13 protein-coding genes are annotated in these 14693 nt (G+C 44.3%); 8 read left to right on the forward strand and 5 right to left on the reverse strand.

Annotated features, from left to right (window positions below):
- Positions 1-177: 177 nt before the first annotated feature.
- The 7 genes from A3842_RS06330 to A3842_RS06360 all read left to right on the forward strand — a co-directional run bounded on the left by A3842_RS06330 (position 178) and on the right by A3842_RS06360 (position 9741).
- Positions 178-1347 carry a sensor histidine kinase gene (locus A3842_RS06330; protein ID WP_074100803.1) on the forward strand — a complete coding sequence of 390 codons (1170 nt, stop codon included), beginning with the start codon at positions 178-180 and terminating at the stop codon, positions 1345-1347.
- A gap of 15 nt (positions 1348-1362) precedes the next feature.
- On the forward strand, positions 1363-2007 hold the full coding sequence (locus tag A3842_RS06335; protein WP_178382061.1) for a response regulator: 645 nt from the start codon (positions 1363-1365) through the stop codon (positions 2005-2007).
- A 272-nt stretch (positions 2008-2279) separates the two neighbouring features.
- The gene (locus A3842_RS06340; protein ID WP_074100804.1) at positions 2280-3212 is read left to right on the forward strand and encodes an ABC transporter ATP-binding protein; all 933 of its coding nucleotides are present in this window, start codon (positions 2280-2282) and stop codon (positions 3210-3212) included.
- 15 nt (positions 3213-3227) lie between these two features.
- Positions 3228-4505, forward strand: a complete 1278-nt coding sequence (locus tag A3842_RS06345; RefSeq protein WP_074100805.1) for an ABC transporter permease — start codon at positions 3228-3230, stop codon at positions 4503-4505.
- Complete coding sequence (locus A3842_RS06350) at positions 4453-5622, forward strand: ABC transporter permease (RefSeq protein ID WP_083609495.1); 1170 nt, start codon at positions 4453-4455, stop codon at positions 5620-5622. The genes A3842_RS06345 and A3842_RS06350 overlap by 53 nt, the downstream gene beginning before the upstream one ends.
- 36 nt (positions 5623-5658) lie before the next feature.
- The gene (locus A3842_RS06355) at positions 5659-5838 is read left to right on the forward strand and encodes a hypothetical protein (protein ID WP_074100807.1); all 180 of its coding nucleotides are present in this window, start codon (positions 5659-5661) and stop codon (positions 5836-5838) included.
- A 342-nt stretch (positions 5839-6180) separates the two neighbouring features.
- Complete coding sequence (locus tag A3842_RS06360) at positions 6181-9741, forward strand: alpha-amylase family glycosyl hydrolase (protein ID WP_074100808.1); 3561 nt, start codon at positions 6181-6183, stop codon at positions 9739-9741.
- A 77-nt stretch (positions 9742-9818) separates the two neighbouring features.
- Here A3842_RS06360 and A3842_RS06365 read toward each other — a convergent pair whose 3' ends face one another.
- Entirely contained in the window at positions 9819-10739 is a 921-nt protein-coding gene (locus tag A3842_RS06365) for an aldo/keto reductase (RefSeq protein ID WP_074087171.1), read from the reverse strand.
- Between the two features lie 127 nt (positions 10740-10866).
- Here A3842_RS06365 and A3842_RS06370 point away from each other — a divergent pair, with 127 nt between their 5' ends.
- Complete coding sequence (locus A3842_RS06370) at positions 10867-11295, forward strand: MerR family transcriptional regulator (RefSeq protein WP_083609496.1); 429 nt, start codon at positions 10867-10869, stop codon at positions 11293-11295.
- Between the two features lie 188 nt (positions 11296-11483).
- On the opposite strand, the gene A3842_RS06375 is transcribed toward A3842_RS06370, so the two are convergent.
- From A3842_RS06375 to A3842_RS06390, 4 genes are all read right to left on the reverse strand, one after another.
- On the reverse strand, positions 11484-12053 hold the full coding sequence (locus A3842_RS06375; RefSeq protein ID WP_074100809.1) for a YdeI/OmpD-associated family protein: 570 nt from the start codon (positions 12051-12053) through the stop codon (positions 11484-11486).
- 29 nt (positions 12054-12082) lie between these two features.
- Entirely contained in the window at positions 12083-12628 is a 546-nt protein-coding gene (locus A3842_RS06380; RefSeq protein WP_074100810.1) for a DinB family protein, read from the reverse strand.
- A gap of 83 nt (positions 12629-12711) precedes the next feature.
- Positions 12712-13629, reverse strand: a complete 918-nt coding sequence (locus A3842_RS06385; protein WP_074100811.1) for a helix-turn-helix transcriptional regulator — start codon at positions 13627-13629, stop codon at positions 12712-12714.
- Between the two features lie 69 nt (positions 13630-13698).
- The gene (locus tag A3842_RS06390; RefSeq protein ID WP_074100812.1) at positions 13699-14613 is read right to left on the reverse strand and encodes an AraC family transcriptional regulator; all 915 of its coding nucleotides are present in this window, start codon (positions 14611-14613) and stop codon (positions 13699-13701) included.
- Positions 14614-14693 lie beyond the last annotated feature (80 nt).

Here is a 14693-nt window from a genome sequence, read left to right on the forward strand (position 1 = left end):
GAGTAATACAGCAGATTATTTGATATACATTAATTGCAGTTTTTAGTATTCGCCACTAAGACTATTTATAGTACGGTGAGCTAAAAAGGATTTTTATGGATAAACAGGTCTATGTTATAGTGTAGCTAGACTTTATTTTTGGGTTATTACTCCAATCTGAGTAAGAAGGTATCGATTATGAAAGACATGTATACCATGGACAGTAGAATGGTTGTGCAAAGAATGATTAAAGGTTTTTCTTTGTTCTCCATATTTGCCACTATTATTCAAAAATATCCGGCTGATTCACAATCTATTCTGTATTTTATCCTTATAACTGTAGCTTTGCTCGTGAATGATTTCACCAGAGGCAAATTTCAGAACCAGTCTAAGGCTCTATGGTATGTATCCTTTATCGTTAGTAATATTTTAGCTGGTTTTTTGCTGTTTAAGGTTTACTGCATAGGCACACAAATTTACATAATTATTTTACTTGTTGAAATTATTGTGAGTACTCGAAAAATTCCTATGTATGTATTATGCTTGCATTTTGCTATCTTCACAGCTTCACTGATAGCAGATCATAATACTGTTAAGGATATCCTGTCTTCATATTTAGTAATTATCGCAATTGTCTACTTATTTCGAAATGTATTAATAGAAAAAACTCGGACCCAAGAGCTCAATCAAGAATTACAAATTGCCAATACCACATTGCAGGAGTATTCAGGCAAGATTCAGGAGCTGACTATCTCCAAAGAAAGGAATAGGATTGCCCAAGAACTTCATGATTCACTGGGGCACTATCTTATAGCTTTAAATATGAATCTAGAATATGCAAATACAGTTATGGATATGGAGCCAGGTAAAGCAAAGCTTACGATAAATAAATCTCAAGAGCTTTCCAAGGAATGCATCGTCAAGCTTCGTAAAACGGTAGTTCTTCTTGGGGAGGAGCGATCCTCTAAGGAACTCCGGCAATCCCTTCACGAGATCTTTGACAACTTCCTTGAAACGAAAAAGATTCATTTTGAACTGAACATGGATGAAGAAATTGAATATGTGGATTCTGACATCAAAAATTGCATTTACAAAACGGTGCAGGAGTCTATCACCAATGGCATTAAACATGGAGAGGCTACACACTTTTCCATTAAGATCCATAAATTTTCTGATCAAATCTCCTTGCTCATTCATAATAATGGAGCAGATTGCACAGAGATCATTAAATCGAAGGGGATTCAGGGAATAGAAAACAGGATCGTTGCCCTAGGTGGGAAAGTTAATTTTTACTCGGGGGGATCTACAGGATTTAGTGTTGAGGCCAATATTCCTAAAATTGCTCTTGATTTCGAGTTTAATAAATAAGGAGGCACACTCATGGTGAATATTATTATAGTGGATGATCAGCAAATTGTCCGGGAAGGCTTGAAGATGATTCTTAGCCTGCATGAGGAAATTCATGTTATCGGCGAAGCATCCAATGGAGAAGAGGCATTGGAGCTTCTCACATACACTTCTCCTGAGGTTGTTCTAATGGACATTAAAATGCCGGTAATGAATGGAATCGAAGCTACAAAACTGGTGAAAGCTAAGTACCCTGAGATCAAGGTTATCATTCTTACCACTTTTAATGATAGTGAGTATATTTTTACCGGTCTTAAAAATGGGGCGGATGGGTATATTCTAAAAGATTCGGGCTCTCAGGAAATTTTGTATTCCATTAAGACTGCCTGTGAGGGGAACATCCTGTTGAATCCCAAGATTACACGGGAAGTAGTGAATGCGCTGAATTCTGTGAAGAATACAGGGTCAGAGAACATACAGAATGAGCAGATTCTACAGTTGCTTACGCCACGTGAACTTGAGGTTGCCAAATGTATTATGGAAGGTAAGAGTAATAAAGAGATTAGTAATGACCTATTTATTACAGAAGGTACTGTCAAAAATTATGTCTCAAGAATGTTTGAGAAACTCGAGCTGAAGAATAGAACTGAATTAACACTGTGTCTGCAAAAATCGCTGTAGTCCTGCAGCATGGCTTGTCCACATTTATCTGATTCCAATTTCCTCCTGTATGCCGTCCTGCAGTAATTTTGTCTGATCTACAGACTGATTACTGTATGGACGGCATATTTTAGTTTCTCCCCACTAAGGCAATGCCCTACCTATATGACTAAAGTAATGATGCAAGTGATAACTAAAGTAATACTCAGATTGAGTACTATAGTAAATATTTTTAAATTGTATAGGGGGTTAGAATGATAACAGAACAAGAATGAACGAGAGGTGCTTTACTGATGCTTGAATTAACAAATTTGACCAAAGAATACAATGATGTCACTGTAGTTAATAATATTTCGCTACATGTGAAACGTGGTGAGATTTTTGGTTTGTTAGGCCCAAATGGAGCCGGGAAGTCGACGACCGTATCTATGATAAGCACGGTGCTTACGCCAACCAGCGGGAGTATAACGATTGATAACAAGTCTCTTAGGGAAAAACCTATAGATATTAAAAAAATTATGGGTATTGTCCCGCAGGATTTAGCATTGTATCAAGCCTTAAGCGCCAAAGAGAATCTGGAGTTTTTCGGCAGCCTATATGGACTTTCCGGGAAAAAGCTTAAAACCAGAACCAATGAAGTACTGGAAATTATCGAACTACAGGACAAGAAAAACCAGGATGTTGCCGAGTTCTCCGGAGGGATGAAACGCCGGGTCAATATCGGTATTGCCCTAATGAATGATCCCAAATTGTTGATTTTGGATGAACCCACTGTAGGTATTGATCCCCAATCCCGAAATCATATCCTGGAGACTGTGAAAAAACTGAATCAGGACAGAGGGATGACGGTGATTTATACAAGTCACTACATGGAGGAAGTGGAATACTTGTGCAAGAATGTTGCCATCATCGACCATGGCTCCTTGATCGCACAGGGAACAAAAGAAGAACTAAAGCAAAGCCTGGCGGCGTGTGATACGTTGACCGTTAGTTTTAGTGAAGCGAGTGAGGGTGCAGTTGAACAGTTAGACCGGATTCCCGGAATTTCCAAGGTTAGTATAGCGGGCAATCAGATCAGTATGCTGGTTTCTACGAGTGACAAGAATGTGATTGAGATTGTGGATGACATCAAAAAATTAGGACTTAAGCTTACCAGTTTTAAATATGAGGAAGTGAACTTGGAGAGTATTTTTCTACAGATCACAGGTAAGGCCTTAAGGGGGTAGCGAGGGGGTGATATTTTGAGAAAGCTATTACGGCTATTTCTATTGGATCTGCGGTTGCTGACCCAAAATAAAACATTTTATCTAAAGCTTATTCTGTTTCCATCCATACTAATACTCATCCTGGGAACGGTATTCAGTGATTCGAGTTCCCAAATCAAAACGTTTAATGTAGCTTTTTATAATTCAGATAAGGGCACTTATGAGGGGACTGAGTTCGTATCCTTGGGGAATGTCTTAAGAGATAACGTATTTAAGCAAAAGGATCTGGAGGGAATTGTAAATTTAAAAGAAGCCACCAGTTATAACCAGGGCAAGCATTTACTAAAAGATGGTCAGGTTGCAGTATTTGTATACGTACCGGAAAGCTTCACTAAGGCCGCTATGAATAATGAACAAACGAATATCGTCTTGATGGGTGACAACGATAAGCCTCTGGATAAAGAGATAGTCGCGACTATTCTGGACCGGTTCAGTGCAAGTGTCAGGACAAAGAATGTTGAACAAAGTACGATCCTCCAGATCATAAGCAGCAAAGGAAATGTTCCTAAAGATAAAATGGAGAAGGTTATGAGCCAAATATCAGGAAATAAGGAGCTCAGTCTTAACATACGAGAGGTGCCAACCAATAAAGAAGCCGTACCCATAGATGCTATGCAGTATTATTCGATCGCTATGGTAGTTATGTTCTCCATTATGACGGCATTTGTGCTGGTTCATAGCATCGTGGATGAGAAGCAAAACCACACCATTTTTCGAATCAAATCTACACCAACATTAAATATACAGTATGTGCTGGGCAAACTTTTTGGGATTATTTTATCCGTTGTTATCCAAATGGTTATTGTGATCATTATTAGCCGGGTTGTGTTCCAGATGAAATGGGGGAATTATTTTGACCTCCTTGTCATTACTATTGTTTATGCTTTTGCCATTGGCAGCATTATTCTGCTGTGGGGCTTTACCGCGAAAGACCATGTGGCTGTTTCCAGTTTGGCTTCTCCAGTGCTGTACATTTTCAGCTTTTTGGGAGGGAGTCTTATCCCTAAAAGTGGATTGCCGGACAGCCTGCGCGTTATTCAGGAGATCCTCCCCAACGGTAAAGCAATAAATTCCTATGTAAAGGTATGCCAAGGGATGGGTCTTGACGGCATGTATATTGATTTGTTGGAGCTTATAGGTATAGGGCTGATATTTATTATCATTAACATTAGGGTATACAACGGAAAAGGGTGGAGTAAACGTGCAATTTATAGTCATGGTAAAAAACCAGCTGAAACTGATGTTTCGAAATAGAACCGCGGTTTTTGCAACAATCGCGCTTCCCCTAATTTTGACCTTCTTGTTCTCCTTTTCACAAGGAAGCAGCCAGGAAAGCTTATTTGTAGCTGATGTGGACCATAGTGAGTATTCAAAACAACTCATGGATATGATTGAGAAACAGAACCAAGTGAAAATTGTACATTCTGATGAAGCCACTATCAAAAAAAAGGTAGATGATCAGGATATTCCCTTTGGTTTGGTTGTGAATCAGGGTTTTGGTAGCCATCTATTATCTGGGTCCGGTGAAGATTTGCCTATTTATTTTGTGCAAAATGTTGAAAACGGTGAAGGGACGATTCTGAAAGAGATTATTACCGGTGAAGTAAGCACACTCCAAAAAGTGATTCATGACTCAAAGATGATCTCTACGGGATTGAATGTAGATGGCCCCGGAATTACAACTAGCGTATTTAAAGGCATCAATGAGATCTCTAATCTAAAGATAGATGACCAAACTCTAAGTAGTGGAGAGAAGACTCATGACAATGCCACAGCAAGGCTAATCAGTTTTCTGGTTATGTTCATCTGGTTCGTTGTTATTCAGGGATTACGGACCCTAATTGATGAAAGAGAAAACAATACCTTAAGCAGATTATTGAGCACACCTATTGATTATAAGAAATATCTGCTGGCAAAAATGACAGCTACCTATCTGTTCGGGACTGTTCATGTTCTGGTCATTTTGGCAGCCGGTAAATATTTGCTAAAAATTAGTATCGCAGACAATGCGCTGGCGGTCGGAATTCTTTTCGCTGCTTATTTATTTGCATTGACCAGTATCACTATGATTGTCATCCCGTTTATGCGGAATCAGAAACAGTTTACGTCCTCTGCTTCAATTATCATAGCGGTAACCGGTATGCTTGGAGGCTCCTTCTTCTCTATGGAAATGGCACCAAACTTCATGCGGATCATATCCAAATTCACTCCGGAATCGTGGGCTATACAATCGTTATCGGCCGTGATTTTCGACCATCAGGCGATTGCTTCAGAATGGGTTCCATTAGCTGTATTCGTTGGGATTGGAATTATAGGCTTCGCAGCCGGCCTCTTATTTATGAATAGAGAACTCAAGGTATTGAAGGGCTGAAGGAGATTCAAAATATGAAATCGGGAAGGGATTAGATTGGGTATAGTGGAACTAATCGGGATTGTGGAGCTTATTGTTGGAATACTTATTAACGTGTTTATTGGAACACTTGGTCAGGCTATTTTTAGAAAAGACGATAGAACCTCTAGAGTCATACTGAGAGTTATAGGGGTTTCCCTAATTATTAATGGGATTTCAAGAGCATTTCACGTTTGAAAAAGGTAACAAGCAGCCAATTCGATTAGTGCGGAAAATTGACAAAATGAATAATAGAAAACCCATTCTCAGGGCATGGGGTGCTGAACAGTGACGTTGACCGCTGTGCCTACGGCTGTTATGGGTCCGGTTTCTTTTGTCTGGCATCGCCCCAGATGGCCATATAACCAAAATTATCATTGACCAGGAAAAGATTGGAGATTATAATCATAAAAGTAAACTTGCAAACGCATACAATATGTGAAATAAGGGGGTGAGATATGAACAATATTGGAGGATTTATTTTTTTTATTTAAAATGCAAACGTTTGCGCAGTGATAATTTTAAAAGGAGGTTATTTGCTTGCAACTGCAAAAAACTAGGTCTTTTATTTCTTGGTTGATCATTTTTGCGCTATGTTTTGGCTTGTTTGGTTTATCCGGCGGGGCATCTGCCAGCAATACTGATTATACAGTTACCTATACGAATTCCACGGCAACAGCAGTGACGCTGCATTGGAGCACTAATAATTGGACCAATATTACGGATACAGCGATGTCGAAGACAGGGACTACATTTACAGCAAATATTAATGCCCCTGAGGGCGCCACATTAATTTATTGTTATCACATCACAGCTCCAACAGACATCTGGGATAACAATGGCGGAAAGAACTGGACGGCCGTTATTCCGGTCGCCGGGAAATATGAAGCTGAGAGCGCAGCCTTATCAGGTGGGGCGAAAATAAATTCGGATCACACCGGGTATTCGGGAACCGGGTTTGTTGATGGGTATACAGCCAGTGGAGCAGCCACCACTTTCACTGTTCAGGCTTCTGCCTCAACAGCCTTTAATACCACTCTTCATTACACAAATGCCACCGGAAGCGCCAAAAACGTTTCTATTTACGTTAACGGAACAAAGGTGAAGCAAACGGCTCTCGCAAGCCTGGCAAGTTGGGATACATGGGGCGACCAAACAGAAACGCTCTCCCTGCAGGCGGGTAATAATACAATTGCATATAGATACGATTCAACCGACACTGGAAATATCAATATTGATTACATCAAGGTCGCGGCTGGAACTTCGCCAACACCGACAGTCACGGCATCTCCGACAGTCACACCAACACCAACACCAACAGCCACGGCAACAGTCACACCAACAGCGACAGCAACACCAACACCAACACCAACACCAACACCAACACCAACACCAACACCAACACCAACACCAACACCAACACCAACACCAACACCAACACCAACACCGACTGTAACGCCTACGCCTACTACAGGGGTAACGGTTCACATTAAGAAGCCTTCGAGCTGGAATTCGGCGCTGCGAATCCATTACTGGAATTTGAGCCCTGCAACGGTTCCTGCAAGCGGAGCGTGGCCGGGGATTCTGATGAATGCGGACGGAAATGGCTGGTACAGCTATACTATTACTGGAGCTACAGGCACAAGTCTTATCTTTAATGATGGCAACGGCAAACAGACGGCTGATTTGTCCCGCGGTGTGAAGGAGGGCTGGTACTACACAGATAACGTGTGGTATGATGCCAATCCGGAAAGTCCCAAGATTCCGGTGGTTTCAGCCGCCCCTGTACCAAAAACATATGATTCCGCCCAGACAGTGACGCTTTCAAGCAGTAACAGCGGCGATAAAATCTACTATACGACAGACGGATCGACGCCTACAGCTTCATCGACTCTGTATACTGCTCCAGTTCAGGTTGCTTCCTCTGTAACGATCAAGGCCTTCGGTGTCAACGCACTCGGTCAAGCTGGAAGCATTGCTTCTTTCGCTTATGTCATTGATCTAAATGCTGATCTGCAAGCGCCTACAATTACAGCCAATCTGCCAGTTGGGCATTCAGATTCCGAGGTTACTGTATCTTTTAACATCAAAGACAACAAAGCGGCAACAACTAAGGCCTATTACACAGATGATGGTACGGAACCAACGACAAGTTCCAAACTCTATATCTCCGGTAATGCGTTGGCTGGCCTGGCAGGGCCGTCTATTCTCATTTCTAAGACTACAACTCTGAAATTTCTTGTGGTAGACGGTGCCGGGAATCAAAACACACAGAGCTTTGTGTACAACATTGGAAAGTCAGGCGATTTCCGTGAGGACTCCATTTACTTCGTGATCACTTCCCGGTTCTATGATGGCGATCCGAGCAACAACGTACACGCATGGGATGATGCGAAGGCGGGAAATCCGGACTCCGACCCGGCTTGGAGAGGAGACTTCAAAGGGCTGATTCAAAAGCTCGACTACATCAAGGCTCTTGGATTCAGTGCCATCTGGATTACACCTGTTGTGCAGAATGCGAGCGGATATGATTATCATGGCTACCACGCGATCAATTTTGCCAATGTAGATCCAAGATATGAATCGGCAGGAGCGTCTTATCAGGATTTGATCAATGCGGCGCATGCCAAAGGGCTGAAGATTATTCAGGATATCGTTGTCAATCATACGGGTAATTTTGGTGAAGAGAATCTGTTCCCTATGTTCAAGAAAGATCCAACTAAAGCGGACACTGTGAATAACATGATGAAAATAACAGATAAGCTGCCGGCAAACTATGACTCCATGACCCCCGATCAGCAGTATCAGGCAAGACTTGCCTTAATGAAGACTGCAGAGACCAATAATAACATGTACCACACGGAAAAAAGCTTGTCTTGGGAGTCTTACACTGTACAGACAGGGCAGATCGCCGGAGACTGTGTTGACCTGAACACGGAAAATCCTGTAGTGGATCAATATTTAATCAACTCCTATAACCAATATATTGACATGGGTGTGGATGCTTTCCGCCTTGATACAGTGAAGCATGTGAGCCGGTATATTTTCAATAAATATTTTATTCCTTCCTGGAAGGCCAGAGGAGGCTCTGATTTCTACATCTTTGGTGAAGTGGCTACCCGGTACAGAGATGTATGGAACAGTGGGATTCCGGCAATCTCAACCCCGTTCTATACCTGGAAAGCTTCGAAATCGTATCCGGGTGACAGTACCAATGACTACGTTTCCAATAAAGCATCGGTTGAACAGGAGTGGGCGGATAATTCGACAACAGCAGGACAGCCAACCTCGAACAATGCTTTTTTAAACGGTAATACTTATCATGCGCCTGACTATTCAATGAAATCGGGGATGGATGTGATTGATTTTCCGATGCATTGGGCCTTTAAGTCGGCACAGGAAGCATTTGGTATGAGAAGCGGCGACCAATACTATAACGATGCTACCTGGAATGTCACCTATGTGGACTCTCATGACTATGCACCCGACCAGGCTCCAGAAAGTCAAAGATTCGCAGGGACACAGGACACTTGGGCGGAGAATCTGGCGCTGATGTTCACCTTCCGGGGAATCCCCGCCATTTTCTACGGTTCAGAGATCGAATTCCAAAAGGGGAAGGTCCTTGATCCCGGCCCGAACGCACCGCTCAGCACTACAGGCCGCGCTTACTTCGGCGATCAAATGGAAGGAAGTGTTACGGTTCAGGATTACGGCAAATATACAAATGCAACCGGCAAACTTGCGGAATCGCTAAATTATCCATTGGCGAAGCACATCAGACAGCTTAATTTAATCAGAAGAGCTGTTCCAGCCTTGCAAAAAGGCCAGTATTCCACAGAAAATGTATCAGGCAATCTGGCTTTTAAGAGAAGATATACCGACAACGCCAAAGGCATCGACAGCTTCGCACTCGTTACGATTTCGGGAAATGCTACGTTTACCGGAATTCCGAACGGAACCTATGTGGATGCAGTCACAGGCGATACCAAGTACGTTAATAGCGGCTCGATTACATTAACCTGCTCCGGCAAAGGAAATGCAAGAGTGTATGTATTAAATGGCAAGGGCGGAATTGGAGAGACGGGAACTTATTTGAAGTAAACTGTGGTAATAGGCATGAACCCGTAAAAACCTTTGTTCATAAAGGTCTTTACGGGTTTTCTATTTCTGTAGCTTATTTACGGAAGTATGTTGCCTGCCGCACGGTATATTTCGTACCATTCTTCTCTGGATAGGGTAATGTCCGAAGCCTTGGCGATGTCCAGCAGGCGCTTGGTATTGGTAGTACCTACAATCGGCTGCATCTTGGCAGGGTGTCTGAGGAGCCAGGCGATAGCGATGGCGGTGTCGGCAACACCTTTTTCGTCAGCCAAACGGTCTATGACCCGGTTCAGTTCAGGGAACTTGTCATTGCCCAGGAATACGCCTTCAAAGAATCCGTATTGGAACGGAGACCAAGGCTGAATGGTCATGTCGTGCAGACGGCTGTACTCCAGGATGCCTCCATCATGTACCACGGAAGCGGAGTTGGTCATATTGACGTTGAAGCCGGAATCGATCATGCCGGAAACCATAATGCTAAGCTGCAGCTGATTGAAAAGCAGCGGCTGTTTGACATTTTTTTTGAGCAGCTCAATCTGCAGCGGGTTCAGGTTGCTGACACCGAAGTGTTTAACCATGCCTTTTTGCTCCAGAACATCGAAGGCTTCAGCTACTTCCTCAGGCTCCATCAAGGTGTCGGGACGGTGCAGCAGAAGTACATCCACATAGTCAGTTTTGAGGCGTTTCAGGCTGTTCTCTACGGATGACACAATATGCTCTTTGGAGAAATCGAAGAAACCTTGCCGAATCCCGCATTTGGTCTGAATCATCAATTTGTCGCGCATGCCTGGGCTGCTCGCTACGACTTCCCCAAATACTTCTTCGGCTTTGCCGGCAGCATAAATGTCTGCATGGTCAAAAAAGTCAATACCTGCTTCCAGGGCACTGTGAATATGAACGTCCGCTTCTTTGGCCGACAATTCAGCAATCCGCATACATCCTAATGAAATTTGGGCAACCTCCAGCGTACCGTTACCCACGTTAATTGTTTTTACCATGAATCATTCACTCCTTAAATGTAAGGTACAGTGTAAAGTGTAGACCTTAGAGCTAGGTGTAAGTCAACAGTTTTGTTAGCGCTCTTTTCATAGATTCGTATTGGTGGTAATTTAGATGTAGATCAACTTGCCGGAGCTGAATGCTGAATCGGCGGAATGGAGCAGAAATATGGGGTACAGCATCAAAACAATAGCACAAAAAAGCGGACTAAGCCAATATACCCTGCGTTATTACGAAAGGGAAGGCGTTCTGCCTGTTGTAGCACGGGATGAGCACGGAAACCGCTGCTTTCAGGACGAGGATTTGGAGTTGATCTCGCTGATCTGCTGCTTGAAAGACACGGGGATGCCGATAGCCGAAATTAAGCAGTTCATCGCATTATCCCAGGAAGGGACAGGAGCACTGCCCGACCAGCGGAAGCTGCTTCAGGCGCATAAGCTGCAGATCGATGAGAAAATTAAATTTTTTCAGAGCTTTGCGCAAAAGATTGAGCATAAGATTGCTTATTTTGCGTCACTAGAGAGAGAAGCGGAAAAACAGGGAGCCGGCAAGTAAGCGGAATGTCTGGTGTATGAGAAACGCCCGTTTGTACAAGAGGTATAGGATAGGGATTGTTGCTCACCTGATAATGAAGAAAGCATATGTATTCATGGGTTTAGTTTATATTATAGGCTATTACCCGGTACAACCGGATAATAGCCTGTTGTTGTATAGAGTTAGACGATTTCTATTGGATCTGGCTCTTAATAATCTAGAAGGCGTCCATTGTCATGCCAATGACCGTACATCTTATTTTCTCTAGTGTTTGATATCAATTTGTCTAATCTGCTCCTGAATATATCCGGCTGATTTTTATGGCTTTGCATCGTGTCGATCCGAACTCTTTGGTAAAGAGCCGGAAATGCCAAGAAATTTTCATATACTTGTCTTTCCTCTTGTAAACTTTGTTCTATGACCCTATCTATTGTAAAAGATTTGTAATCCATATCAGGAAGCACCCTTCTTCCTTCGTCTCTCATGACCCCCAACTTTTCGAGGCGGCGGACACGTTCTTTGTTCAATTCAGTCCATCCACTTCGTTTGCTTCTGGGAGACAGTCTCTGCGCCAGCTCTGATTCCGATATTTTCTTTTTGACCCCATCAATCCAGCCAAAACACAAGGATTCTTCGACCGCATCCAAATAGAGCAGCGCATCCGGATGTGGTGTCATACCTACTACGACCCAGCAGGATTTCTCGGTCTTGGAATTTTCCTGCAGCCAAATCCTCAGCTCCTCTCTCGATGCGGCTGTGAGTAAATTTTCAATCTCCATAAAAAGTTAAACTCCTTTCTGGGAGAGTGTCAGTCTGAGGATTCCAAGCGTCTCTCCGCCAGGACGGAATCATCATCGGTTTCCTGATACCAAAAAAGGGCATAGTCGTTCATCGTGGATGCGTGCCCCAGTTGACGCAGCATTGTAGAAATATTGCCCCTGTGATAGGTTCCGTGATTAACCAGATGCAGCACGATTTCGGACAGGCGAGTCTGGCGGATTCTGGCGAACGGATTGTCAAGCAGAATGGTTTGCTCCAAATCGGATTGGTTTTGGAACCATTCGCTGTATTGTTCTGCTAGCTGGGCAAATAGCTGGGAGTATTCGTCCACAGCATGCAGGAGGTTCTTATTAAGCGGTATGGTTGCTTGCAGCGCCTCTGGCATACCCGTACCAGTAACAACCAGATACCACATTGTATCTACCGCATAAATGTGACTAAGGGCATGAGCAACGGTGGGGAACGAGCTGTTCACTTCCTGACTCAGCACAGAGGATGGGAGTTCCTTGATCCTCCCCAGGATCGTCTGGTTGGCCCAGGTGTGGTAATTAAACATTTGTAGCGGATGATTCATTCGCGATCGTCTCCTTTGGGCTTATCATGAATTTGATTTGGTTTCTGTTGTAATCATAAAAAAAGAAGTTTGACAACAGAGTGTCATACTTCTTCATAATGTTTGAGTGTATTTTGAAGTTGTTCTTTTATAATGGCTCGTAGTAGAGGGGGTTCGAGGACTTCGGCACCGCTGCCAAAACTCAGCAGAAGGGTCCAAAGCCATCGTGCGCTCAATGGTTTGTAAACTGGAATTCGCATCGTCATACTCCCATCGGCATGGAATTGCTTATGGACCTGATGAAACTGATCCATCGCTTCCGCCAACGCCTCCGGCCCTATCCGGACCACTACATCCTCCAGCTCATCTTGCTTATCCTTGTTAGAACAAGCAGCCACCTCAGGCACGCCGTGATGCGGTTCAAATGACTCCTGTGTCAGGTGCAAATTCATCAACCGGGACAGCCGGAACTCCCTGTAATCCCCCCGGCTTCGGCAAAATCCATAAACGTACCAATTACGGAATTTAAAATGAAGCCGCAGCGGCTCCATATCGCGGGTAGTACGCTCATTCTCCGCATTAATATATTCAAAGCGGACGATATTACGCTTCGCAATGGCCGTACGTAAATGAGGAAGCACATCGGGCTCCGTCCGGAGAGTTTCAAGGTCCACTGCCAGGCTTGTGGTCAAGTGCTCCGGTCCGATCGTCTGAAGCCGTTCGATAGTCCCCTGCGCACGCTCATCTTCAAATACGGAGGAAAGGCTTCTGAGCACGGTAATCAGGGAATTGACATCATAAGAACCGAGCAAGCTTTTATCCATTTTGTATCCGTTCATCATGCCATAACCGCCTTTAGTCCCCTGATAGGATACGACCGGAAAGCCGGCAGCACAGATCACATCGATATCCCGGTAGATGGTTCTTTGGGAGACCTGGAACTCATCGGCCAGCATGGAGGCAGACAAAACTTCGTGATTCAGCAGCTTATAGATTATAGAGATCAACCGCTCCAATTTCATAGATATCCCCGCCTGTTAGTCCGTTTCGTATTCCTTACTTGCCCGTTATTATATCACAGGATACAGCAGTCAAGAGAAGCGCTGACGGTATCGGCGCGGGGATATGCCCTCCAGCTTCATGAAGCTGGAGCTGAAATAAGGAGCCTGGTTGAAGCCGACCTCTTCGGCAATCCGCGCAATGGGGAAGCTGGTCTGCATCAGCAGCAGCTTGCTCTGTTCAATGCGGTAGCGGAGCAGATACTCTATGGGGGAGCAACCGTACTCCCTGTTCATGCAGCGGGCAATGTAGACCGGATGGAAGTTAAGACTCTCCCCGAGCCTTGCAGTCGTGATTTCCTCGCGGTAGTGGGCCCGCAGGAAGGAGGCGGCCTGTTCAGCACAGGCGGTGGACTGGGAACCGGAGCGGCCCTGCTCTATGGAAGCCGCGAGCTGCTGGAGGATTTCCTGGAAGAGAATTTGCTGCCTGAAGCGGACGGAGGTCAGATGGGCATTGCTTTTGAGCTGCTCCAGCTGGAGTAGAAGCTCCTCTATTCTGGCAGGCTGGAGCAAGGTGATGTGCTGGGAGAGGCGCAGGCTGAACGGACCGATCCCGAAGTACGCTGCGGGAAGCGGCTCGGCAGATACACTGGATTCAACAGCTGGATCAATCATGGCTCCACCGGCTTCATACAAAACAGAGGAAGATGCACTATCCACACTCCAGCTGCCGGACGTTTGGAAATGCAGCCAATAATAGGCCGTATCTTCACGGCAGCCCTCACTTCCATAGTGATGGCAATCCGGCCGCAGGATTAGCGCTTCGCCTGCGTTCACTGTAAAGCTTCGGTCTTCCTCGCCGATATAGAGACAGCCCTGGCGGACGATCAGCAGATCGAACACCTGAATGTGCTGGCGGTTTGGATGAAGATAGCCAGTCTGGAATTGATTCAGCCCGCTGATAATGTAATGAGGCAAAGGCGGGACGGAAAATTGTAAGATATCCATGGCGTTTTCCTCTCTATTGAAGGTTTGGATATTGAAAGTTTAGGTTTCGTCTGTGGTACATTTTTCAGAGTATATCACCT

The sequence above is a fragment of the Paenibacillus sp. P3E genome (assembly GCF_001909045.1).
In the GTDB taxonomy this organism is placed as follows: domain Bacteria; phylum Bacillota; class Bacilli; order Paenibacillales; family Paenibacillaceae; genus Paenibacillus_AQ; species Paenibacillus_AQ helianthi.